The organism is Acidihalobacter yilgarnensis (assembly GCF_001753245.1).
Taxonomy (GTDB): Bacteria; Pseudomonadota; Gammaproteobacteria; order DSM-5130; family Acidihalobacteraceae; genus Acidihalobacter; species Acidihalobacter yilgarnensis.
The window spans coordinates 1,663,772-1,687,449 of sequence record NZ_CP017415.1 but is presented as its reverse complement, the minus strand read 5'-3'; the positions used below and the strand labels follow the sequence as shown (position 1 = coordinate 1,687,449).

16 protein-coding genes, 1 tRNA gene and 1 pseudogene are annotated in these 23,678 nt (G+C 59.4%); 15 read left to right on the top strand and 3 right to left on the bottom strand.

What is annotated here, in order from left to right:
* Positions 1-22: 22 nt before the first annotated feature.
* The 10 genes and pseudogenes from BI364_RS08030 (at position 23) to BI364_RS07985 (ending at position 13,291) form a co-directional block, all read left to right on the top strand.
* Positions 23-1,426: a sigma-54-dependent transcriptional regulator gene (locus BI364_RS08030; RefSeq protein ID WP_070078295.1), complete on the top strand. Its 1,404-nt coding sequence runs from the start codon at positions 23-25 to the stop codon at positions 1,424-1,426.
* A 21-nt stretch (positions 1,427-1,447) separates the two neighbouring features.
* Entirely contained in the window at positions 1,448-3,217 is a 1,770-nt protein-coding gene (gene cydD / locus BI364_RS08025) for a thiol reductant ABC exporter subunit CydD (protein WP_070078294.1), read from the top strand.
* Positions 3,214-4,938 (top strand): thiol reductant ABC exporter subunit CydC, encoded by a 1,725-nt coding sequence (gene cydC, locus BI364_RS08020; protein WP_070078293.1) that lies wholly within the window; start codon positions 3,214-3,216, stop codon positions 4,936-4,938. Before cydD ends, cydC begins: the two co-directional genes overlap by 4 nt.
* 176 nt (positions 4,939-5,114) lie before the next feature.
* Entirely contained in the window at positions 5,115-5,435 is a 321-nt protein-coding gene (locus tag BI364_RS08015; RefSeq protein WP_070078292.1) for a DUF883 family protein, read from the top strand.
* Positions 5,436-5,509: 74 nt separating this feature from the next.
* A complete protein-coding gene (locus BI364_RS08010; RefSeq protein ID WP_070078291.1) occupies positions 5,510-5,707 on the top strand; it encodes a hypothetical protein in 198 nt (65 codons plus the stop codon).
* 566 nt (positions 5,708-6,273) lie between these two features.
* The gene (locus BI364_RS08005) at positions 6,274-7,788 is read left to right on the top strand and encodes a DegQ family serine endoprotease (protein ID WP_083251251.1); all 1,515 of its coding nucleotides are present in this window, start codon (positions 6,274-6,276) and stop codon (positions 7,786-7,788) included.
* A 123-nt stretch (positions 7,789-7,911) separates the two neighbouring features.
* A complete protein-coding gene (gene gndA, locus BI364_RS08000) occupies positions 7,912-9,351 on the top strand; it encodes an NADP-dependent phosphogluconate dehydrogenase (protein WP_070078290.1) in 1,440 nt (479 codons plus the stop codon).
* Positions 9,352-9,592: 241 nt separating this feature from the next.
* Positions 9,593-9,901, top strand: a pseudogene (locus tag BI364_RS19140) (hypothetical protein); the annotation flags it as partial.
* Between the two features lie 277 nt (positions 9,902-10,178).
* A complete protein-coding gene (locus BI364_RS07990) occupies positions 10,179-12,632 on the top strand; it encodes a glycoside hydrolase family 15 protein (RefSeq protein ID WP_070078288.1) in 2,454 nt (817 codons plus the stop codon).
* 41 nt (positions 12,633-12,673) lie between these two features.
* The gene (locus BI364_RS07985) at positions 12,674-13,291 is read left to right on the top strand and encodes a hypothetical protein (RefSeq protein WP_197495962.1); all 618 of its coding nucleotides are present in this window, start codon (positions 12,674-12,676) and stop codon (positions 13,289-13,291) included.
* On the opposite strand, the gene BI364_RS07980 is transcribed toward BI364_RS07985, so the two are convergent.
* From BI364_RS07980 to BI364_RS07970, 3 genes are all read right to left on the bottom strand, one after another.
* Complete coding sequence (locus BI364_RS07980; protein WP_070078286.1) at positions 13,282-16,368, bottom strand: efflux RND transporter permease subunit; 3,087 nt, start codon at positions 16,366-16,368, stop codon at positions 13,282-13,284. The two genes, BI364_RS07985 and BI364_RS07980, sit on opposite strands and share 10 nt — an antisense overlap.
* Positions 16,365-17,567 carry an efflux RND transporter periplasmic adaptor subunit gene (locus BI364_RS07975; RefSeq protein ID WP_083251249.1) on the bottom strand — a complete coding sequence of 401 codons (1,203 nt, stop codon included), beginning with the start codon at positions 17,565-17,567 and terminating at the stop codon, positions 16,365-16,367. The genes BI364_RS07980 and BI364_RS07975 overlap by 4 nt, the downstream gene beginning before the upstream one ends.
* Before the next feature lie 64 nt (positions 17,568-17,631).
* Positions 17,632-19,080: a TolC family protein gene (locus BI364_RS07970; protein ID WP_083251248.1), complete on the bottom strand. Its 1,449-nt coding sequence runs from the start codon at positions 19,078-19,080 to the stop codon at positions 17,632-17,634.
* Positions 19,081-19,255: 175 nt separating this feature from the next.
* Here BI364_RS07970 and BI364_RS07965 point away from each other — a divergent pair, with 175 nt between their 5' ends.
* The 5 genes from BI364_RS07965 to BI364_RS07945 all read left to right on the top strand — a co-directional run bounded on the left by BI364_RS07965 (position 19,256) and on the right by BI364_RS07945 (position 23,658).
* A complete protein-coding gene (locus BI364_RS07965) occupies positions 19,256-19,813 on the top strand; it encodes a hypothetical protein (protein ID WP_156782670.1) in 558 nt (185 codons plus the stop codon).
* Between the two features lie 70 nt (positions 19,814-19,883).
* A complete protein-coding gene (locus BI364_RS07960; protein WP_070078282.1) occupies positions 19,884-20,624 on the top strand; it encodes a response regulator in 741 nt (246 codons plus the stop codon).
* Complete coding sequence (locus tag BI364_RS07955; protein ID WP_070078281.1) at positions 20,621-21,940, top strand: ATP-binding protein; 1,320 nt, start codon at positions 20,621-20,623, stop codon at positions 21,938-21,940. Before BI364_RS07960 ends, BI364_RS07955 begins: the two co-directional genes overlap by 4 nt.
* A 34-nt stretch (positions 21,941-21,974) precedes the next feature.
* Positions 21,975-22,049, top strand: a tRNA-Val gene (locus tag BI364_RS07950).
* 439 nt (positions 22,050-22,488) lie between these two features.
* The gene (locus BI364_RS07945; RefSeq protein ID WP_070078280.1) at positions 22,489-23,658 is read left to right on the top strand and encodes a porin; all 1,170 of its coding nucleotides are present in this window, start codon (positions 22,489-22,491) and stop codon (positions 23,656-23,658) included.
* The last annotated feature ends 20 nt before the right edge of the window (positions 23,659-23,678 follow it).

Below are 23,678 nucleotides of genomic sequence, written 5' to 3'. Positions count from 1 at the left end.
CAACACGAAACCAATATCTGCCATGCCCGAGACCTTGCTGATCATCGAGGACGAGACGCTGCTGGGTAACGAACTGGCCCGCCATTTTCAGCGCGAACACTGGGAGGTCACGCTGGCTACGACGGCCGCGGAGGCGCGCCGCTGCCTGTTCGATAATCAACTCGATCCCCTGGTCGTCCTATCCGATATGAGTTTGCCCGACGGCAACGGTCTGGACCTGCTCGCCGATGCTCGCAAGGCCGCCATCCATTCAGAATGGGTGCTGCTGACCGGTTACGGCAGCGTGCCCGACTCCGTACGAGCGTTGCACTTGGGCGCACACGAATTCCTCGAAAAACCCTGCGACCGCGACCGGCTCGACTTGGTGGTCGCTGGTGCGGCACGCAGTGCCCGTGCCCAGCGTCGACTGGATCAACAACAACGCGAGGGTTCCGCCCGCTACACACCGGAGGCCATGTACGGCAACAGCCAAGCCAACCGCCAAGTTCGAGAACTCCTCGAACGGCTTGCGCGCGCGCCCTTCAGCACCCTGCTCATCATGGGCGAGACCGGGTCTGGCAAGGGGCTTGCCGCGCGTATCCTGCATCACACCGGCGCGCGCGCTGACGGCCCCATGGTACAACTCAATTGCGCCGCGTTACCCCGTGAATTGATCGAGTCCGAGCTGTTCGGTCACGAGGCCGGCGCCTTTACTGGCGCCCGCAGCCGCCATCGTGGACTCTTCGAACAAGCCGACGGTGGCACGCTATTCCTCGACGAAATCGGCGAACTGGACCCCGACCTGCAGGCCAAGCTGCTCATGGCCATCGAGGAACGCTACATTCGACGTCTGGGCGGAGATCGGGAAATCAGCATCAACGTGCAGGTCATCGCTGCCACCCACCGCAATCTGGCGGAACATGTCCGCGATGAGCGCTTCCGCGCCGATCTTTATCATCGTCTAAGCGTCTTTCAGATCGAATTGCCGCCCTTACGCGAGCGTCCGGAGGATCTCGACGAACTGGTACCGGCCTTCGTCGCGGAGTTCAATGCCAAGGCCGGTCGCCGGGTTCGCGAGATCCCTCCGCACATCATGACGCGTCTCAAGGCGCATCACTGGCCGGGCAATGTTCGCGAATTACGCAACGTCATCGAACGCAGCGTCCTGCTGAGCGAGCACGGCACGTTTTCGGCTCAGTGGTTGCAACTGGGCCCGCCGCCGACGGCCGCTGAATTTCCCAACCGCCCCGGTGCGCCATCCACGCCGCACATTTGCCTGCCGCTGGACGGCAGTCTCGCCTTGGATGACATGGATCGTCGCGTCATCGAGGCTGCACTGGAGCAACACGATTACAATGTCTCAGCAACCGCGCGGGCACTGCGCACCACTCGCGAGACCCTGCGTTATCGCATGCAGAAATACCAACTCCAACGACAATCCGGCTGATCCCCTGGCACACAAAATCCCATGACGAACGCGCAAGCCCCCAGAACTCGCGAAGCCGGCAAGGCCCTGGATCGCTGGCTCAGACAATACGCCCCGCTGGTCCGGCTTCCCGTAACGCTCACCGTAGGTCTCGGCCTGCTCGCCGGATTCCTGATCATCCTGCAGGCCTGGCTACTCGCACGGATCGTCGATGCGGTGGCAATCCGAGGACAGGAAATGGCCGCAATCTCCACGCCACTCGCGGCCCTGCTCGGCGTGTTCGCGCTGCGTGCCCTTGTCGCGGTGTTTTCGGAATCCGCGGCCTTCTCGATCGCCTCGCGCATTAAGCGCCACCTGCGTGCGATGCTCTATCAGCGCGTGGAGACGCTCGGCCCGGCATGGACGCGTACGCAACGCAGCGGCGAACTCGCCAACACCTTGGTGGATGGCGTCGAGTCACTGGAAAAATACTATGCACTGTATCTCCCGCAATCGGCATTGGCTGCCCTGATTCCATTTTCGATCCTCGTTTTCGTGTTCCCGGCCGATTGGGTGTCCGGGTTGATCATGGTGCTCACCGCACCCTTGATCCCCGTCTTCATGATCATCATCGGCAAGGGCGCCGAACGACTGAATCAGCGACAGTGGCGCAGGCTCGCACGCATGAGCGCCCACTTCCTGGATATGATCGAAGGCTTGACCACGCTCAAACTATTCAACGCTAGTCGTGCCGAAGCTGAGGTCATTGCCCGCATCTCAGACCAATACCGGCAGAGCACAATGGCGGTACTACGCGTCGCTTTCCTATCCTCGTTGGCGCTGGAATTTCTCGCCACGCTGAGTATCGCGATGGTTGCTGTATTCATCGGCTTCCGTTTGCTCTATGGCGACATCCACTATCTGCCCGGCTTCTTCGTGCTGCTGCTTGCCCCGGAGTTCTACCTGCCGTTGCGCAACATGGGCACGCAATACCACGCCCGCATGGAAGCCATCGGCGCCGCAGAACGCATGGTCGAATTGATGGAGGCCACGCCTCCGGCGCCGGCAAGCGGCAGCGGCGCGCTCGCGAGGGAAGGCGCGATCGACCTACGCTTCGAGTGCGTCGATTTCGCCTATACCAGCGAAGTACCCGTGCTCAGTAAACTTGATTTCAGGCTTGAGGCCGGCGAACGAGTCGCGATGGTGGGCCCCAGTGGTGCGGGCAAGAGCACCGTGATCCAGCTGGTGCTCGGCTTTCTGCAGCCCAATTCAGGCACGATCTATGTGAACGGTATGCCTCTGCATACCCTCGCACCCGACGATTGGTTGCGTCATCTGGCCTGGGTGCCGCAACGCCCGACACTGTTTCATGGCAGTGTGCTCGACAATATCCGACTGGGTAATACCGGCGCAGACATGACCGCCGTGCGCGAGGCCGCTGAGCAGGCGCACGCAGACACCTTTATCCGCCAGTTGCCACACGGTTACGACACACGCGTCGGCGACCGTGGACAAGGCTTATCCGGCGGTCAGATCCAACGTATCGCACTGGCACGAGCCTTCCTCAAAAATGCCCCGCTGCTCATCCTCGACGAACCTACCGCCAGCCTCGACCCAGACAGCGAGCGTCTGATCACCCATGCCGTTGAGCGTCTCGCGCAAGGACGAACCGTATTAAGCATCGCGCATCGGCTGGAAACCGTGCGCCGTGCTGATCGCATATTAGTCCTCGACAACGGGCAGCTCGTCGAGAGCGGCACGCATGACCAACTGATCATTGATGACGGTCTTTACGCACGTCTATGCCACGCCTATGAGGGAAGTGCCGCATGAAAGACCTGCGCCGCCTATTAGGTCTTTTCGCCCCATATACCCGCTGGATGCTCGCGGGTATTGCCCTGAGCCTGGTCGTGATGCTGGCCAATATCGGCCTGCTTGCACTCTCTGGTTGGTTCATTACCGCCATGGCCGCCGCAGGCCTTGCCCACGTCAGCATGGACTATTTCACCCCGGCAGCTGGAATCCGTGGACTGGCTATTCTGCGCACAGGCGGACGCTATCTGGAACGACTGGTCACCCATGAGGCCACCCTCCGCCTACTCGCCCATCTACGTGTCTGGTTTTACGAACATCTGGAGCCGCTAGCCCCTGCCCGTATCCAGTATTATCGTGGCGGCGATCTGCTCAGCCGGATTCGCGCCGACATCGATACGCTCGATAATTTCTACCTGCGCGTTCTGGCCCCCAGCGTCGCGGCCCTGATCGGAGTGGCCATACTGTTTGGTTTCATGGCCGTCTTCAGTTTCCCCGTCGCGCTGATCAATCTGGCGGGCCTTATCCTTTCCGGTATCGGCATTCCCTATTTGGCCCATCGTGCCGGCAAGCGACCAGGCGGAAAAGCCGTCGAGGTGCGTTCGACACTACGGGCTAGCGTGGTCGATGGTATCCAGGGCCAGGGCGAGCTGCGCGTGTACGGCGCCTCTGGGCGGCAAATCGAACGCGTCGGCGAACTCACCCATGCGCTAATCGATCAGCAGCACAAACTCAGTCGAATTACCGGCCTTGCCACCGCCGGCAACGGGTGGATCACACAACTGTCGATCTGGTTTGCCTTATTGATTGCCATTCCTCTGGTCAATCAAGGAATGCTTAGCGGGCCGGACCTAGCGATGATTGCCCTCTTCGTCATGGCCAGTTTCGAAACCGTCAGCGGTCTACCGCTCGCCTTCCAGAATCTGGGCGAAACACTCGCCGCCGCCCGGCGCATCTTCGAAATCATCGATACCTGCCCCCAAGTCGAGGACCCGGCAGTACCGGCCCCTCGCCCAAGTACAGCCGATTTGCACTGCAAGGGCGTGCGGATGCGCTATGCCGACGATGCCAACTGGGCACTGAACGGATTCGATCTCACCCTGCCGGCCGGACATCGTGTCGCCCTCATTGGCGCTACTGGCTCAGGCAAAACCACCTTGATCAATCTGTTGATGCGCTTTTGGGATTACCAAGATGGCAGTATTATGTTGGGCGGGCGCGAATTGCGCGAATACAGCGGCGAGGATTTACGCCGCTTCTGCGCCGTCGTCTCGCAGCGCACACACCTGTTCAATACCACCATTCGTGGCAATCTGCTGTTGGCCCGCCCGGATGCTGACGAGGTGCAGATCATGGCTGCGGCCAAACAAGCCCGCATCCATGACGAAATCATGGGTTTCCCAGCGGGCTATGACACCTTCGTCGGTGAAGCCGGCATACGTCTTTCGGGCGGACAAGCGCGTCGCGTCGCCATCGCCCGCGCTTTGCTCAAGGACGCTCCATTCCTGATCCTGGATGAGCCCACCGAAGGTTTGGATGCCGATGCGGAAGCGCACGTACTCGACGCCATCGAATCAGCCATGGATGGCCGCAGCGTATTGTTGATTACGCATCGCCCTCATGCCTTGCGACACATGGATGAGGTTTATGTGATCGAGCATGGGCGCGTGGTTTCCCATGGTGCGCCCGCAGATATCCTACACGGAGACAACGCACTGACCGCTTACACGCGCCTGGGATAAATCACGCCGAATTCCATGTCATGCCCAATTGAACTACTCTTTTCAGGGTTATCTTGGCGACCGTCAGCCATGCAGGCATAAACAATCAGGTGGCAAACGACGGTTTGCCCTAGACTATCAAATACTCGATACCCGCCAATCATCCAGGCTCGGCACACACCGCATGAGGTAATGCCATGGCAGACAGTCCCAAGGACGAAATCAACATCATTCGCGAAGATCTGGGCAAGCTACGCCAGGATGTCGCTGAACTCACCCGCGCGCTCAAGGATATCGCCGGCGGGCGTGCGGACGAGGCGCGGGCGCAGGTCAAGGCCGGTGTCGCCCAGGCGCGTGAGCGACTCAAGCAGCAAGCCAGTCAAGCCGGCGAACAAGGTCGCGAATACTACGATGCCTTCGAGAAACAGGTTGGCGAGCGGCCCTTAACCAGCCTGCTCGTATCCTTCGGCGTCGGCTTCGTGCTAGCCAAACTCCTCGACCTTGGGGGGCGGCGCTGAATTACCTCACCGAGTGGCTGCTGTCACTGCTCGATCTACTGCACCTTGAGGGTCAATCCCTCCGGGTGGCAATCATGCGCCTCGGGGTTGCGCTCTGGCTCAGCCTCGTGGCCGCCTGTCTGTTACTCGCTGGCCTGCTGCTGCTCGCTTGGGGTTTCGAACGTTGGTTGACCGCTTATCTTGGACCGGTTGCCGCATTGCTGCTCACAGGGAGCGTATTGCTGCTATCGGCGGGGGGAGTTGGATGGCTGGCCAGCCGCCGGATTCGCTGAGGATCGCACGTCAGCGTCTACGCGCCGTAGCACGCCGCGAACCCTGGCCGTTACGCCTGCTCGAACCTGCATCCAGACCATTGCTTCTGGCCTTCGCTAGCGGTCTGGCGCTTGGTGGATTTCCGCCCGCGCGACACTGGCTGAAGCGACGGCTGATACGGGCAATTGCCGCACAATCCCACTGAATCGAGCTTTTACATATTTTTACCTACCCGTGGGATAAGGCAGACTGATACACCTGCCACGAATCGATTCGCGAGACAGTTGCGATTTATTTTGAATCCCTAAGCGCGCCGGCCTGCCATCATCAAGTGCGCCTTGGATCTAGACGAACTTCACACAGGCTTAACGCGGGGCATTTGATCCTGCGAATTACCCCCTCATTCGACTGGGGTCGCGTGCAGGTCGCCCGCCAGATGGGCTATCCTGTTTGCGGGCACAGGAACTCGGCCCATACGTGGTAGTCATAAATCACAGGCAAGTAGCGCTACCACATTTTCAACTATATATGTGCTTGCTCTCGCCCTGGTTGGCAGGAACTTGACCGCAGGAAACGGAAGTCGCTCATGAATCATACCAATATCCATCAGACCCGCCGCTGGTTATCCCTTTCGCTCGTCGCGCTGCTCGCGCTCACCACTCAGGCCTGTGCCCAGGATTCCTCGGACAGCAGCCATGCGCCGTCTGCAGCGCAATCGAGCACAGCCACGGCCCCTCAACTGAGCGGCCTGCCGGACTTTACGCAGCTGGTTCACAAGGCAGCCCCTGCGGTCGTCAGCATCACCGGTGTACGCATCATCAAGAGCGGCGCGAGTGAGCAGCAACAGCAACAACAGGCCATGCCTGATTTGCCGCCTAACAGTCCGTTCCGCCAATTCTTCAAGCACTTTTTCGGGCCAAACAATCCCTTCGACCAGCCATTCGAGAGCAAGGAGCGAATTCTCGGCTCCGGTTTCATCATCTCGTCGAACGGCTATATCGTGACCAATCGGCACGTCGTCGTCGGCGACACCGAGCTCAAAGTACGTCTGCTGGATAGGCATGAGTACACGGCCAAGGTCATCGGCATGGACAAGCGAACCGACCTTGCTTTACTGAAGATTGACGCCAAAGACTTGCCCACGTTGCCATTAGGAAATTCCAACCAGCTGCAGGTCGGTCAGTGGATTCTGGCCATCGGCAACCCCTTCGGCTTCGATTACACCGCGACCCAGGGCATCATCAGTGCCCTCTCGCGCAATCTGCCGGATGAAAACTACGTGCCCTTCATCCAGACTGACGCGGCGGTCAATCCAGGCAATTCCGGCGGCCCGCTGCTCAATCTCCAAGGCCAGGTCGTCGGTGTCAATTCGCAAATCTATACCAATTCCGGCGGCTTCATGGGGCTGTCTTTTGCGATACCAATCAATATCGTCAAGGACGTCATCGATCAGATCAAGGCACACGGCAAGGTGAGTTACGGCTGGCTCGGCGTCATGGTTCAGGGAATGGATCAGTCGCTCGCACAGTCCTTTGGCCTGCAACAGCCGATCGGCGCCCTGGTGGCTCAGGTCGAACCCAATAGCCCTGCCGCGAAGGCTGGGTTCAAGTCCGGCGACATCATTCTCGATTTCGACGGCAAGCCGGTGAAGCGTTCCGGCGACTTGCCACCGCTCGTCGGCAGCACACCGATCGGCACCGTGGTCCCGGTCGAAATTCTGCGCGACGGGAAACACATGACCCTGAAGGTCAAGATCGGGAAATTGAACGAGCAGCAACTGAAACAAGCCAGCGAAAAAGCGCCAGTCGAAAATGGGCATGGCCGCATGGGCATTGCCACGGAGACAATCCCGCACGATCAACTCGGCGAGCTCGGACTCAAACACGATGCAGTGGTCATCAAGGCCATGAACCCGAATGGCGTGGCCGCCCAAAGCGGCCTCCAGATTGGCGATATCATTCTTGATTTCGACCGTCACCGCGTCAGCTCATCAACCGAGCTCAATCGCCTAGTGCGCGAGGCACCGGCTGGCCGTCCAATACCGATTCTGATCCTGCGCGATAAAATGCCCTTGTTTACCGCGATCACCCTACCCAAGTAACAACCGGCCCGCCCCCCGAGCACTTCGCGCTCGGGGGCTCCCTCCAACCAGCGGCTTATCTAGACGTACGGAAAGACCCGTAAGACAAAGCGACCCGATCCCGCATCTCAACGGAGGTAGCGCATGGCGACTTCACCATTTGACATCGGCGTCGTTGGCCTAGGTGTCATGGGCGCGAATCTCGGCCTCAATCTTGCGAGCCATGGTGCCCGCGTAGCCGGTTACGACCCGGACCCACGCAAGGCCGAAGGCTTCACACAACGCGCCGCTAGCGAACTCGGCCAACCCGGACTGGCTATCGGCAGCGCCGATCTTGAAACCTTCAGCCGATCACTCGGCACTCCACGTATTGTCCTAATGTTGGTACCCGCCGGCGTCGTCGACAGCGCCCTGGATCAGCTCGAAAAACATCTACGTGCCGGCGATATCATCATCGACGGTGGCAATTCTCATTACCCCGATACCGAGCGCCGACTACGTCGCCTGTCGGATCAGGGACTGCATTTCATCGGCATGGGTGTTTCCGGAGGCGAATCCGGCGCACGTCATGGACCAAGCATGATGCCTGGCGGCGAAGCGGCTGCCTGGAATCACATCCGCCCACTTCTCGAACCGGCTGCCGCCGTCGCGTCCGATGGCGCACCGTGCGTGGCCTGGATGGGCAGCGGAGGTGCCGGCCATTTCGTGAAAATGGTACACAACGGCATCGAATATGCCCTCATGCAACTCATCGCCGAAATTTACGACCTGCTGCACCGGGGCGGCGGCCTGGACAACGCGCATCTGCACCACCTGTTCGCATCCTGGCGTGAAGGCCCGTTGTCGTCCTATCTCATCGAGATTACCGCCGACATCCTGATCCAGCCGGATGATAACGGCGCAGGTCCCCTGCTCGACCGTATTCGAGACAAGGCGGGGCAGAAAGGGACCGGTCGCTGGACCAGTGAAGCGGCATTCGATCTGGGTGTACCGACACCTGTAATCGATGCCGCAGTCAGCGCTCGTGGCCTCTCGGGTTACTACGAAGAGCGTCAATTGGCTTCGCGTCTACTCCCCGGCCCCCTCTCGACCTCACCGGACACCTTGCAGGCGCGCGTGGCAGGCGCGCTTGAAGCCGCGATCACCCTATCCTATGCGCAAGGTATGCACCTCATCGCCGCGGCGAACACAGCCTATGGTTACGATACCCCGCTCGCCACCGTCGCGCGTATCTGGCGAGGTGGTTGCATCATTCGCGCCGGTCTGCTCGAGCATTTCGCCGAGACCTACAAACACGGTGCGCACATGACCAATCCCATTTTTTCTCCAGCCATCGCCCAACGCCTTGGAGGACTGGAATCCGACCTGCGCGCTGTAGTGGCTCAGGGTGCGCAAGGTGGTATTCCCTTGCCGGCCTTTTCCGCTGCATTGGCCTACTACGACAGTTGGCGCAGCGCCCGACTGCCCGCCAATCTCATCCAGGCGCAGCGCGATTATTTCGGCGCCCACACCTATGAGCGACTTGACCGGAGCGGTAGCTTCCATACGTCCTGGGGAATACAAGACACCTCACCAGACAAATAAATGGGCAGCGCCACGGCACCGACGATGCCAATCCTTACGCTGAGATATGTTTTGGGCCCGGACGATATTGCGGGACGCTTGGTAATACCTACGCTGTTCGCCCTGTTTCGGCGTCACGCACTGCCGGGATACCTTCGCCTGATGGGTGTTGACCCGTTCGGTGCAGACCGCGAACGCTTCTTGCGAATATTCCCAAGGGCTCGATGTGAGCGACCCAATGTAAGCGGATTGCCACACCCACATAGATTATCTAACTGGCTATTTGCCTGCCGCCGAAACCTACAGCGCCCTGATGACCTCACTCGCCGAAGGCAAAAGGTATGGAGCCACTACGCCGAAGCCATTGCCCACCTGGGCACACCCCCAAATTATTCATCCCCATGGCACACTTGGCGGGACCGGGCTTGCCTACTACTGCAGACATGCTCGTCTCCTCATGGCAAAACCCATCGGTCATGATCTCGCTAGTTTTTGCATCATCAATGAAGCCATTGGCACACACTTCCACGAATCCCAACGCTTTCGCATCGGCCACTATCTCGCTAATGAAATGGTGCAAAACGCCCTCGCACAACGCTTCGCCAATCGGATTTCGAGCTGCTTGGAATTGCGGTTACATCGGTCATGTCGCGATTACCGTAGCTGCAACATTAGCGATCAAAGATCGAACCGCTTACGACAAAGGAATCGACTTGGACCAACGGTGGAATTTCCAGGAACACAGTCCGGCCTTGGCGGCGCCCTATCTGAGCTGTCATATCTGAGCCGCTACCGGCACATCGCCATCATGGCTTCCGTCATGAACGTCATCACCAGGAGATCACCTCATGAGCGAGCCCCCCGGTGGGCCCGGTATCCCGGCCACCTGGAGTGCAAGCCGCAAGGATATGATCGGTTGCGCGCTGGGTTCTCCTCGACTCTGGTATACGCTGGGTCAGGGCATCGTCAACGAAGTCTATTATCCTCGCGTCGACATTCCACAAATCCGCGATCTCGGCTTCATGATTGCCGACGACGAAGGTTTCTGGGTCGAAATTAAGCAGCATGACAACTACGAGATCGCGTCTTGTGGCGCAGGCGCACCCGTCGTCACCCTGATTCACCGCCACCCGCGATTCACGCTGCGAATCGGCGTCTGCCCTGACCCTCGTCGAGACGTATTGATGCTTGAAGTCGCCCTCGAAGGCGACCCTGGATTACGGCCTTACGTACTGCTCGCCCCCAGATTGGGCGGTAGTGATAACCATAACGAGGCTTGGTATGACGAATATCATGGGCGTCGCGTCCTGTGGGCCAATCAGGGCCCTTTCGCCCTCGCTCTGGTTGCTCGCGACGAACGAGGCAACGATGCCTTCGTACGCGGCGCCGTCGGCTACGTCGGCGAGAACGACGGGTGGCAGGATTTCTCTCGCCATGGGTCTATGCGTTGGGCATATACGCATGCCGGTCCCGGCAATGTCGCCCTCACTGGTGAACTTCCCAGACACGCGGTGCTCGCGTTGGGCTTTGGCAGCGGACGACGCTCCGCCGCCACGCTCGCCTTCGCCAGCCTGAGCCATTCGTATGCGCGTGTAGTCGAGCACTGCTGCGCTCAATGGGATGCCTGGCATCAGGTCTGGGAAGCTCAATTCCCCGAAGTCAACACCTTGGAGCCAGAATTATTCAATCTGCTACGCACCTCCGCTATGGTCGTCAAGGTGCACGAAGACAAGACCTATCCAGGTGCAGTGGTGGCCAGCTTGAGTATCCCCTGGGGAGAGACGAGAGAACGCGAGGGTGGCTACCATCTGGTTTGGCCACGAGATCTCGTTGAAACGGCAGGAGCGCTGCTCACACTTGGCGCGCATGAGGATGCCCGCGCCAACCTGCGCTATCTGATCGCCAACCAGCATGCCGATGGACACTGGAATCAGAATCAATGGCTCGGCGGTCGAGCCTACTGGCAGGGGCTTCAACTCGACGAAACCGCCTTTCCGATCTTGCTCGCTGGCGCTCTCGACGAACACGAGGCTCTCGGCGATATTCGACCGCAGGATATGATTCGGCGCGCGCTCGGTTTTATCGCCCTCAACGGCCCCGTCAGCGATCAGGATCGCTGGGAGGAAGACTGCGGCCTAAGCCCTTTCACACTGGCGGTAATGGTCGCAAGTCTGGTGGTCGGTGCCGAATACCTGCCTCCGGCGGAACGCGATCTGGCGCTCACGCTAGCCGACAGCTGGAATGCCCAAATCGAGGATTGGACTGTCGCCCATGACAGCGAGCTCGGCAGAAACCATGGCATTGCCGCGCACTATGTTCGCGTCGGGCCTCGCGGGGTCTTACAACATCGCGAAGCGATGCGTGAGGCGATTATCGTGAATAATCGTGACCCCCAGCCCACCCTCACGGCAGATGGACACGTCAGTCTCGATTTTCTGCAATTGGTGCGTTACGGACTGCGCCGCGCCGACGATCCGCTAATACGAGACAGTCTGCAATTGGCCGACCGGCTATTGCGCATCGAAACGCCCCAGGGTCCAGCCTGGTATCGTTACAACGAGGATGGATATGGCGAACACGCCGACGGCAGTCCGTTCGACGGCACGGGTAAGGGGCGGCCTTGGCCGCTACTCGCCGGCGAACGCGGCCATTACGAACTCGCCAACGGCGGGGATCCGTCAGCGCTTCTGCACACCATGGCCGCGAGTGCGAGCCCCGGAGGAATGCTACCCGAGCAAATATGGGACGATACCGCCCGCCCTGATTGGGGACTCGTACCCTATCGACCCACGGGTTCGGCCATGCCGCTCGCCTGGGCGCACGCCGAATTCATCAAGCTCGCCGCCGCGCGCGCGCGGGGGCGCCCGGTAGATCGCCCCGGACCGGTCTGGGCGCGGTATCAGGGGGTGCGAGCGCATTCAGATATCCGTTTCTGGACGCTATCGGCACCCATCGGACGAATCCCCCCTGGTTGTCGGCTGAAGCTACTGTTATCGCATGACACCACCTTGATCTGGAGCCATCACGATTGGGCGCACGCGCATCACTCGCCTGTCGGCAAGCCTTTACTCGACCTACCCTATCGATCCAGACTGGACGTCACGGCCAGGGGAAACCTTGCGCTTCTACCTGCGCTGGACCGATGGCTCCCCGAATACACCGGAATACCGTATCGTGTGCATCTGCGATTAAGGTCGCCGCAATCCCAATGTTCCGAGGAGAAACTGCTTTGGCCCCATCCCACCATCACCTGCGCAGGTATCTGCGATTCCTGTTGCCACTCACCCTATTGCATGCCGTAGGCGCTAGCGCCGCGCTGCCCACCGCAAGCTCGACTCCCGATATGCAATCGGTCCAGGCCCCGACCCTAAACCCGCGTGTCGCTGCGCTCAACCGCATGCAGATCTATGCCGCGCAAGCAATGGCTGATGCCGTCGAAGCGCGGGCCGCGCTGCACGACAAAAATGTCATCGGGCTCGATGCCGATCTGACCAAGGTGCAGATCATGCTTGAACTGATTCGTTCGCGCATGCCGGGCGCGGAATTTCTGGCCATGGCCAGAGCCATGCGCGCAAAAATGCACTTCGAAGACAATCAACAGGTCCAACCGTTTTTCAATCACCTGTTTTATGCTCTGGATGACCTGGGCAGCAACGATGTGGTTAAACGCGCGCGCAAATATCTGACCCAGGCGCAGCACGCGCTCGCCGTGCCCAACCGGGCCGCGGCGATTGCGGCTCTGCGCAAATCCGTTGCCGCCTTCGAAAACCCCCTTATTTCACCGCCACTCAAGGCCGCTTCCGGTAATCTCGAACAGGCCTTCGTCGCTCTCAATACGAGCAACAGCTCGATATCCGACAGCTTGCTCAAGGCCTTGGTCGGACACCTAGACACCTTGCACCGGGCGTTCTCAACCTACCCACTGGACATGCAACCTCAGGGACCACCGAGTCAGGACTGAGTCTCCGTCAACGATGCTGACCGTGGCTGGCGCCTCTCCAGCCAATGCTCGGCGGTGACGTAAAACGCCGGCGTCACGTACAGGGTGAGCAGCTGTGAAAATACCAGCCCACCCACAACGGCGATGCCCAGCGGCATATGCGCCCGTGCATCTGAACCGAATCCCAGCGCAATCGGCAAGGTGCCGAGAATGGCCGCTGCGGTGGTCATCATGATCGGGCGGAAACGGATCACGCAGGCTTCATGAATGGCCGCCAAGGCATCTTCACCCTCTCGTCGACGCTCGATGGCGAAATCGATCATGATGATGCCGTTTTTCTTCACCAATCCGACCAGCATGATCACCCCGACGAAGCTAAACAGGTCGAGTGGCTGCCGGAACACATAAAGCGAGAGCAGCGCGCCGAATCCGGCCAGCGGCAACGCCGTGAGAATGGTCAACGGATGCACGAAATGTTCGTAAAGAATGGCCAGGATCACATAGATCACGAGGATGGTCACTACCAGCAAAATCGGCAAGCTCACCAACGATTGCTGGAAGGACTGCGCGCTACCGGCGAACTGCCCGCTCACCCCAGCTGGCAGGATCTTGTTGGCCAACGCCTGTATCTTGCCCGTGACTTCGCCGAGCGACACACCTGGATCCAGGTTGAAGGATACCGTTGCCGAAGGCATCTGGCCGTAGTGTTCCACACTCAGCGGGCCAACACCGTAATCGAGCCGCGCGATCGCGTGCAGCGGCACCAATTGGCCTGCGTTGCCGGGCAGATAGATCGCCGACAACGCGGCGGCATCGGCCTGATACTCCGGAGCAAGCTGGGTAATGACCTGATATTGCTGTGCAGCGCCGTAGATGGTGCCAACCGTGGCGCCACCGTAGGCTAGATTGAGCGTCTTCTCGATGGTCTGTGGGGTCACGCCTAGCGCCGCCGCGCGCTCACGCAGGATGTGAATGCGGATTTCCGGATTACTCAGTTGGAGACTCGAATTCACACCGACCACCCCAGGAATCTCGCGCAGCGCGGGCTCGAAGTTAAGGATCGCCTGTTCAAGCTGCGATTCACTACCCGCTTGCAGTACAAATTGATAATTGGCGTTGCTCGACATCGCGCCCAATTGAATCGCCGGCGGCTGGATGAAGAAGGCGCGTACCAGCGGAAAATGTGCCATCTCGCGGCGTAATTGCATCATGACGGCATCAACGTCGTCACGCTCACCAGCGGGTTTGAGGTGAATGATGATGCGTCCCACATTACTCCCGCCGAAACCGCCGCCACTCTGACCAGCGCTGGACATCACGACCGCTACTGCCGGATTGGCTTGAATACGCTTGGCCACCTCATGCTGTTCCTGCGTGAGCTGCGTGAAGGGGATGCCCTCCGGATAGCGCAGGTTGGCGATGATCATCCCCGAGTCACCACTCGGTATGAAGGCCTTCTGTACCAACATGAACAGGACAACCGCTGCAATCAGGCTCAGACCGGCAAAACCGAGTACCCAGCCGCGATGACGTAGTGACCACGCCAGGCTAGTACCATAGAGACGCGTCAACGACTCGAAGCCACGTTGGAAGAATGAGCTGCGTGGCGTCCGCGTGTTTTCACGCAAACGCATCCGCGAGAGCAGCATGGGCGTCAAACTGAGCGAAACGGCGCCCGACACCAGAATGACCACCGCGATGGTCACACCGAATTCGAGGAACAGGCGCCCGAGCAGTCCACCCATGAAAATCAACGGCAGGAACACCGCCGCCAGCGACAGGGTCATCGACAACACGGTAAAACCGATCTCGCGGCTGCCGAGCAGAGCCGCGCGCAAGGGCGTCAACCCTGCCTCGCGGTGGCGCGATATATTCTCCAGCATGACCACCGCATCGTCGACCACAAAGCCTACCGATAGCGTGAGTGCCAACAAGGTAAGCACATTAAGGCTATATCCCAACGCCGACAGTACCGCGAAGGTACCGAGCAGCGAAATCGGGATGGCCGCCGCCGCCACCAACATCTGACGCAGGTCGCCTAAGAACAACCAGATCACGAAAGCCACCAGCACACTCGCCAACAGCAGCGTGAACTGCACTTCCTCCACGGCGGCCTTCACGTATTGAGACTTGTCATAAAGGATGTGCAGGCTGGCGCCGCCAGGTAGCGCCGCCTGTAGTTTTGGCAACATCGTGCGGATCTGTGCGGCCACGTCCACCGTATTGCTATCCGGTTCGCGTACCACAGCGAGCACGATACCGCGATCGCCGTTGATCCAAGTCGCCTGTAGATTCTGCTGCACGCTGTCTTCGGCTCGGCCAACGGCTGCAAGCCGTACCGGCGCCCCGTTGCTGTAGGCAAGCACCATATGGTTGTAGGCCGCCGCATCGTTGAGCTGTCCGTCGACGCTGATGTCGTAATTGCTCGCCTTGCCCTGTAGCGTACCCTGCGGCAGATTGACGTTGAGCGCACCGATTGTCGACTCGACACCCGTGAGCGACAAGTTTCTCGCCGCCAATGCATAGGGGTTGAGATAAATGCGCACGGCATAGGTCTGGCCACCGAAAACACGCACCTGTGCCACGCCCGGCACGCCGGAGAGCTGCGTTGCAAAACGCTGCTCGGCGTAGGCATCGAGCTTGTACAACGGCATGTTCGGCGCCGACAAACCAATAAACATAATCGGACTTTGGGCCGGATTCACCTGCCGCACCAGCGGCGTCTGCGGCATATTGGGCGGGAGGAAATGGGAGGCCTGCCCGACCGCCGCCTGCACCTCCTGCGAGGCAGCGTCGATATTGACCTTGAGATCGAATTGCAGCGTGATCCGCGTATTGCCGTTACGGCTCTCCGAACTCATGGACAACAGCCCCGGAATACTGGAGAACTGATTCTCCAGAGGAGACGCCACTGCCGAGGCCATGGTCTTGGCGCTCGCCCCCGGTAGACTTGCGGAGACCATAATCGTGGGGAAGGAAACGCTCGGCAGCAAAGCAACCGGCAACGCACGATAGGCCAGCAACCCCATCAGGATGGCAGCCAGGGTCAGCACGGTGGTCATCACCGGCCGGCGGATGAAGGGGCCGGCAAGATTCATGGCGCGTTCTTGTCACGCATCCCAACAGGACGGCGTGCCTCAGGGTGGTATAACCGTGCGCTACGTCCGGTGCCGGCCGCCTCGCCACGAGGGTGGCTTTCGATCACGCGAACCAGGGCGCCGGGACGCATTCGCGCGGGTATCGGGTCAACCACTGCATCACCGACCGCCAACCCTGTATCAACCACCGCCAGGTCATCGGTGATAAAGGCCAGCTTGACCGGCTGCATCTCGGCGTGATTATGACGAACCACATAGACAAACGGGCCGCGCTGTCCCTGCTGGATGCTGCGCGCCGGCACAACTTTCGCGTTCTGCAGTGTGCTCAGTGTCAGGCGCACAACCACAAATTGCCCCGGCCAGAGACGATTTTCTGGGTTATTCGCCAATGCCCTGAGCGCCACTGTGCCGGTGCCAGCATCGACGGTGTTGTCCACAAAGCTCAGTCGCCCCATGCCCAACGGCTTGCCCTGATCGTCCTCACGGAATAAAGCGACGTTATCGGCGACCGGGGTCGCCGCCAACGCCACGCGCGTGGCCGGTAGCTGCGATTGCGGCACGCTGAAATTGACCTCAACCGGGTTCATCTGATTAATCGTGACCAATGTACTGGTATTCGCCTGCACCACGTTGCCGGCCTTGATATCGACCGCGCCCAAACGCCCAGCGATCGGTGAACGTATCGTGGTGTAAGCAAGCTGAATGCGTGCCGTCTCCAGCGCGTAGCGATCCTGCTCGACCAGCGCGGCGGCGGCGCTGGCCGTTGCCTGCGCCTGCTCGAAGCTCTGACGAGTCACGTAATCCTTGGCCACCAACGGACGCAGAGCAGCGACCTGATCGGCCGTGTATTTCTGCTGCGCACGGTCGCCGCGCAGCTTCGCCTCTGCCTGCTTAAGCGCCGCCGAAAATGGTGCCGAGTCGACGCGAAACAGGATCTCGCCAGCCTTGACTGTCTGGCCAGAATGCACCGCTACCGCACTCAGCATGCCTGTGATCTGAGGACGAACCGTAACCGTGTGCAAACTTTGCACGGTACCCACCGAGGTGGTCGTCACCGGCATGTCGCGGGTTGTGACCTGGCTGACCTGAACAGGCACCGCCATGCCAGCCATCGGACCTTGTCGCCGCCCTCCCCGTTGATCGCAGCCGGCAAGGGCCAGGGCGATCAATGGCAGGCCCCATGCAAATCTTCGCAACATCCTTAATCCTCCAGAACGCACCCGGGGTCCACGCCCAGGCTGCGGAATTTGCTGATAGACCGCATCACGGTGCCGGTGCGCCCAATGCAGGCGGCATCACCGTGCCAACCGCATTGCTCAAACCGGCCAATGCCAGATAGCGATTGATCGCATCGCGCACGACCGCCACGCGCGCGCTGCTCAGCACGCTTTGCGCACTGAGAAAATCCTGCATGGTGGCCAGACCGACACGATACTGTGCCTGCACCGCGGCCAACGCCTTAGCCGCGTTTTCCTGTTGTGCCATTGCGCTGGGCAGCGCCAGGGTCGCGCTGCGAAATGCGTAATAAGCCTGCCAGACGGATAGCTGCGTGGTATTGACGATGCTTTCGAGTGATGCACGCGCCTGGGCGAGCTGGGCATGCGCCTCGGCCACCTGATAGGTATGTTGAAAACCGGTGAACAACGGCACCGTCAGCGTAATACCGAGACTGTATTGCTGGGTCGGCCCGAAACCATTCTGCGCATGCCAGCCCTGATCGGCGCCCAGGCTCAGCGTCGGCAGATCGCTACGATTGGCTGCCGAGAGCCCGGCATGCGCCGCGCTAACCTGATATTGCGCGCTGCGCAAGCCAGGATTCGCCGCTAAAGCGGCCTGCATCAACGCTTCGACCGACTGCATCATCCGAGGCGATGCAGTCACGTCGAGCGCGGCCAGTCGGATGGGCGTATTCAAGGGTAACCCGGCGGCACTGGCGAGGGCCCCTTCATCCCCCGTCAGGGTTTGCTCTGCCATAGCCAAATTGGCTTGAGCCTGGGCCAGTGCAGCACGCGCCTGATATAAATCACTAACCGTTGCCTGCCCCGCACGATGTAAAGCCTCAGCTGCCGTCAGCGCCTGTTTGCTTTCATCCAATGCGGCCTGATAGGCCTCAAGCAATGCACGCTCTCCGAGCAAGGTGTAGTACGCCTGTTGCACGCCATAGAGCACCGATTGTACGGTCGCATTCTGGGTCAACTCGCTTGCCTGCAAATTCGCCTTGGCCTGATCGATCAACGCCGAACGATGGCCAAAATCCCAGATCAGAAATGACAGGCTCAGATTCGGTGAAGCCGTATCCTGCTGCGGTAATGCGTAGCCCGCAGCCGTGGTCGTGCGACGTCGCTGCAATGGCACGGAAAGACTGAGCGTCGGCCACCATGCACTGCGCGCCTGCCCCAGTAACGCGGCTTGCGCCTGCAACTGCGCCCACGCCGCATACGTACGTGGATTGTTACGTAAGGCCAGCCAACTAATCTCGGCCAGACTCAACGCATGGTCCCGCCAGGCAGGTGGCAACACTGCCGATAGCGGCATGGGTGGCGGCGGCATATCCGGTACCGCGATCAAGCGCCCTGCACCTTGCCCAAGCCCGTTGTAGGTACCCAATGGATCGGCCGCCTGCCCCGTGGTGGCGGCCAGCAGGAAACACAAGCCCGCACTGAGCCGTAACGCCCGCATCCAGGGGCCTCGATATGCGCATTGGTTCTTCATGGCTGCGTACTTTAAACCGCGTTGCGGCCTCTCCAATCAATTAATTGTTGTGAATTGTTACCACGCCCCAACCCACTCACACTTCTCAACATCCTCGAACCATCCAGTCTTGCGCATCGCGCTATGTTCGCCCTTGACGCGAGTACGTCATAGCCCTGTCACTGAGGAACTACCCATGATTCATTCATTCAAACGTCATGCCCTCGCCATTGGCCTGAGCAGTCTTTTGCTTTCCGCTACTGCATTTGCGGACACCTCTCTCCAGGGACAGCGGCAGGGGCCACCTTGGCCCAATCATGCCGCCGGGCAGGATTGCCGCCCAGCACACGGAATGATGCATCATCATATGGGCGGCGGCATGCCGATGCTGGATATGATCCAACGACACGCCTATGCCCTTAAGCTGAGCGACAAGCAAGCCAGCGAAATCGCCGTATGGCGTAACCAGCACATCAAGACGTCCATCGAAACCCGACGCGCCCTGCGCAAGGATTTCGGGGATTTGCATCAGGCAGCCCTCGAAGGCCGTGATCGCGCGGCGCTGGACGCAATCGGCACCCGCATTGATCAGGGTCGCGCCAAACTACTGGCAATGCGTCTCGATCAGATCGAGTTGATCAAGCGAGTGCTCACCCCCGAGCAATGGAAACAGGCTACCGATTGGGCCAAACGCTTCGAGCATCGCAAAATGGGGCATCCCGATGGCAGGATGAATACCCACATGAAAAACTGAGCACCCCTCCTCGGTCTTACGGTCGTCGTCGATCCACTCGACGACGACCCTTTCACGGATGCAGTAGGCTATGCCCAAACTATTGATCGTCGATGACGACCCGCGGTTACGCAACATGCTGCGACGGTATTTGGAAGAACAGGGCTTCGATGCCCGTGCCGTGGGCGATGCCGCTCATATGGACCGCCTGCTGCAGCGTGAACATTTCGACCTGCTCCTACTTGACGTGCTCATGCCGCAAGAAGATGGACTATCCGTCTGTCGACGCCTGCGCCAGAGCCATGCCAGCCTCCCCATCATCATGCTCACCGCACGCGGTGAGCTTCCGGACAAGGTCTTGGGTCTTGAACTCGGCGCCGACGATTACCTCTCCAAACCCTTCGAGCCACGAGAACTCGTAGCACGCATCCGCGCCGTACTCCGGCGCAGCGAAAACGATCCCCCAAGCGCCACACCGACGCCCGGCGAGATACACTTCGGGCCGTTTCGGCTTGATCTCGGCGAACGCAGACTCTATCGCGAAGATCGCATCATTGCCCTTACCAGCGGTGAGTTTGCACTGCTCCACGCACTTGCTGCCCACCCCTACCAAACACTCTCACGCGAACACCTACAAGTGCTATTGACCGGCGGTGGCAGCGATGCCAGCGAGCGCAGCATCGATGCGCAAATCTCGCGCCTGCGCCGTCTCGTGGAGGACAATCCACGCCGCCCCCGATACCTGCAAACGGTCTGGGGTCTTGGATACGCCTTCGCGCCCAACGGCGAAGATGGCCTCTCAGCAAATGAACCTGGGACACCGCCTGAATGATACCTTCCCTGCGTGCCTCGCTTTGGCCAGACACCTTGTTCACACGCATGGTGTTACTGATCGCCAGTCTGCTGCTGCTCGGACAGGTCGCCTTGTATGGCTTCCTCCATGCCTATGAATATGGCCCCCGCAGCCAGCGCCTAGCCGATCTATGGGCCCAGACGCTGATCCTCGCATCCGCAGTTCCGCCCTCGGCCTACCGCGAGCTGCAACAGCAATTCGACAATCGACATATCGTGCTCGTCACCGGAAATCAGCCACCGACACAGGGGCACGCACCCGAAAACCGATTCCTCCGCACGGTACAGACGCGCCTTCAACAGCGGTTGGGCGCCACGGCTTCCATTCGTATCGATCATGCCAATCACATGCTCTGGTTGAGCTGGCAGGGGGCTCATCACGTCACCCTCGGACTGCCAGTGAGTCAAGGCAGTCCAGTACCACCCCCATACCTCAAGCTAATCGCCTTGTTGTTGCTCTCTCTGCTCGGCGGTTTTCTGGCTGCACGCCAGATCAACAGGCCTTTACGCACCCTAGTCAATACCGTCGCACGTATGCGCGATGGTCGTCTACCAGAACCCGTAACTGCGCGTGGTCCACGAGACATTCGCCAACTTGCCAGCCGTTTCAACCATCTGCTCACCGACATCGACGCCCTGATCCGCGAGCGGCAACTCGTCCTCGTCGGCGTATCGCACGACCTACGCACCCCATTAACCCGTATCCGTCTTGCCAGCGAATTCCTGCCCGCAAGCGAAGCCGAAACTCGCGACGAAATCATCGCTAACGTACGCGAAATGGACGCTATCATCGAGCAATTTATCGGTTATGCACGAGATGGGCGCGAAGAACCTCTACGTGTAATCGCGCTGGACCCCCTCATTGCCGAGACTATCGAGCGCAGCGGGAATCCGGATCAATCCCAAGACATCCGATTCACCCGCGGGCTTGGCGAGCACGCCTTCCCGATGCAACCCGTCGGCATGAGCCGATTGATTCGCAACCTGATTGACAATGCCCTCAATCACGGCTCACCGCCCACAGAGGTATCCACGACCCCCGATGAAGGCCACGTCATCCTGCGGATACGCGATCACGGTCCCGGCATAAACACCCAGCAATTGGGCGAATTGCCTCGCGCCTTCGTGCATGGTTCCGCCAGCGGCGGCATCGGGCTTGGACTGGCCATCGTCGAACGCATCGCACGCGATCACAATGGGCGTCTTGATCTCGACAATCTCCCCGGAGGTGGATTCGAAGCCCGCGTCACGCTCCCCATGAATCGTCATGGCATTCATGGGCGGACGATTGACTGATACGCGGGGCGCCAGTATGATTCGGCCACGTTTCGGGCGGTTAGCTCAGCGGTAGAGCACTGCCTTCACACGGCAGGGGTCAGTGGTTCGATCCCACTACCGCCCACCAAACTGCTATCAGCACCTTCAAATAAAGCCGGCCCACCAAAGCGCCGGCTTTATTTTTGCCTCGCCCTCAGCCCCCCTCTCTTCAAACCGTTCGCGGTCAACGACAATCTAAGGCGCCGCGGGCAACATGTTCAGCCACTGTGCGCTTGCACATGAACCCTTCGCACTCAATAAATAAAAAAATCTTTAATATTATTATTTTAATATATTTGTTTATTTTTATTTTTTATCAGAATTGACATCGTTCCGCCATTTCGCCTAAAACTCTCCCATTGTTGGCTAACCGCAGGTCATGACAATAATCCGGGCCACCCAGTCACCATGCATGAATCACCAAACGACAAGGGCATCCGACTATAAATTTTAGTTAGTAGGCATAACCAACGATCTTGCCGGGCTACCAGCCCGTAGCGACATCACCCTCAGGAGGAGATAAGAGCGTGAATACGTTCATATTTAAAAAAGCACTACCCGTATCCCTGCTGGCAGCAGCCGGTTTGATCTTGACGCCCGCGGCACAGGCCATGAGCTTCAAGGCGTCAGGACAGATCGATCGGGCTTTGACTTACGCCAATAACGGCAAGCAATCCGATATCGCCAGCGTTGACAACAACGGCTCCAATTCGCGATTCCGTTTTACTGGCTCGCAGGACATGAGTAACGGGATCAAGGTGGGTTTCCATTATGAAATCGGCCTGACCCAGCTCCCTTCTTCCTCATGGGACATCGGTCAGAACTCGAATGGGAGCGTGCAACTCGACACGCGAATCGTTGACGCCTTCATGCAGGGCGAATTCGGCACGCTGAGTTTCGGCAAGGGCAATGGCGCCGCCTATTACGCCAACACCATGGATCTTTCCGGCACGAACTTTATCGGGGGTGGCGTCTGGTACGAGCTGTACAGCGCCGGTATCACCTTTGTGGATAGCGCCGGTCAGAGTATCGCCACCATCGGCAAGGTCATGAGCCCGTTCAACGCGATCGGTCGTCAGAACCGCGTGCGCTACGATTCTCCATCATTTGGGGGACTGGTACTCTCGGGGAGTTATGACAACGGCGGCGCCTCCGAACTTGCGGCACGCTACAAAGCCAACTTGGGTGACGGCGCCAAGTTCATTGCCGGCGCAAGCTGGGTCAATACCGGCAATCAAGGCATTACGACCGACCCGGGTACGGGTATTGTGACCGTCGGCTCGACCGACTACACGCGTCTGAAGATATACAACGGCGCCGCTTCATTGTTGCTCGCCAACGGCCTTAATTTCACCGTGTCAATGGGGCATCAGGAAACCAACAAGGTTACGAGTCAGGGCACCTACAGCCAAAAGGGATACAACGCGACCAATTACTTTGGTCAGGTCGGTTACATTGTTGGCCAGAACCATTTCGTCGTGAACTATGGGCAAACCAAGGACATGATGTACAAGGGCGTCAAGGGTTCGCAGATCGGTGCCGCCTACGTCTACAACTGGACCAACGCGATCCAGCTCTATGCCTCCTATCACAACTACAAGCTGAACCTGCCAAGCTACGTCAAAACCGGCATGGGTGTCGGCAATGCCCAGGACATCAACCAGCTGTTCATCGGCACTCGCATCAAGTTCATGTAAGCTTTGGCTGCGATGCAATA

Excerpts from the sequence above, each read along its gene's own strand:
- BI364_RS08030 (WP_070078295.1), top strand. The coding sequence starts at position 23 with ATGCCCGAGACCTTGCTGATCATCGAGGACGAGACGCTGCTGGGTAAC.
- cydD (WP_070078294.1), top strand. The coding sequence starts at position 1,448 with ATGACGAACGCGCAAGCCCCCAGAACTCGCGAAGCCGGCAAGGCCCTG.
- cydC (WP_070078293.1), top strand. The coding sequence starts at position 3,214 with ATGAAAGACCTGCGCCGCCTATTAGGTCTTTTCGCCCCATATACCCGC.
- BI364_RS08015 (WP_070078292.1), top strand. The coding sequence starts at position 5,115 with ATGGCAGACAGTCCCAAGGACGAAATCAACATCATTCGCGAAGATCTG.
- BI364_RS08010 (WP_070078291.1), top strand. The coding sequence starts at position 5,510 with ATGCGCCTCGGGGTTGCGCTCTGGCTCAGCCTCGTGGCCGCCTGTCTG.
- BI364_RS08005 (WP_083251251.1), top strand. The coding sequence starts at position 6,274 with ATGAATCATACCAATATCCATCAGACCCGCCGCTGGTTATCCCTTTCG.
- gndA (WP_070078290.1), top strand. The coding sequence starts at position 7,912 with ATGGCGACTTCACCATTTGACATCGGCGTCGTTGGCCTAGGTGTCATG.
- BI364_RS07990 (WP_070078288.1), top strand. The coding sequence starts at position 10,179 with ATGAGCGAGCCCCCCGGTGGGCCCGGTATCCCGGCCACCTGGAGTGCA.
- BI364_RS07985 (WP_197495962.1), top strand. The coding sequence starts at position 12,674 with ATGCAATCGGTCCAGGCCCCGACCCTAAACCCGCGTGTCGCTGCGCTC.
- BI364_RS07980 (WP_070078286.1), bottom strand. The coding sequence starts at position 16,368 with ATGAATCTTGCCGGCCCCTTCATCCGCCGGCCGGTGATGACCACCGTG.
- BI364_RS07975 (WP_083251249.1), bottom strand. The coding sequence starts at position 17,567 with ATGTTGCGAAGATTTGCATGGGGCCTGCCATTGATCGCCCTGGCCCTT.
- BI364_RS07970 (WP_083251248.1), bottom strand. The coding sequence starts at position 19,080 with ATGAAGAACCAATGCGCATATCGAGGCCCCTGGATGCGGGCGTTACGG.
- BI364_RS07965 (WP_156782670.1), top strand. The coding sequence starts at position 19,256 with ATGATTCATTCATTCAAACGTCATGCCCTCGCCATTGGCCTGAGCAGT.
- BI364_RS07960 (WP_070078282.1), top strand. The coding sequence starts at position 19,884 with ATGCCCAAACTATTGATCGTCGATGACGACCCGCGGTTACGCAACATG.
- BI364_RS07955 (WP_070078281.1), top strand. The coding sequence starts at position 20,621 with ATGATACCTTCCCTGCGTGCCTCGCTTTGGCCAGACACCTTGTTCACA.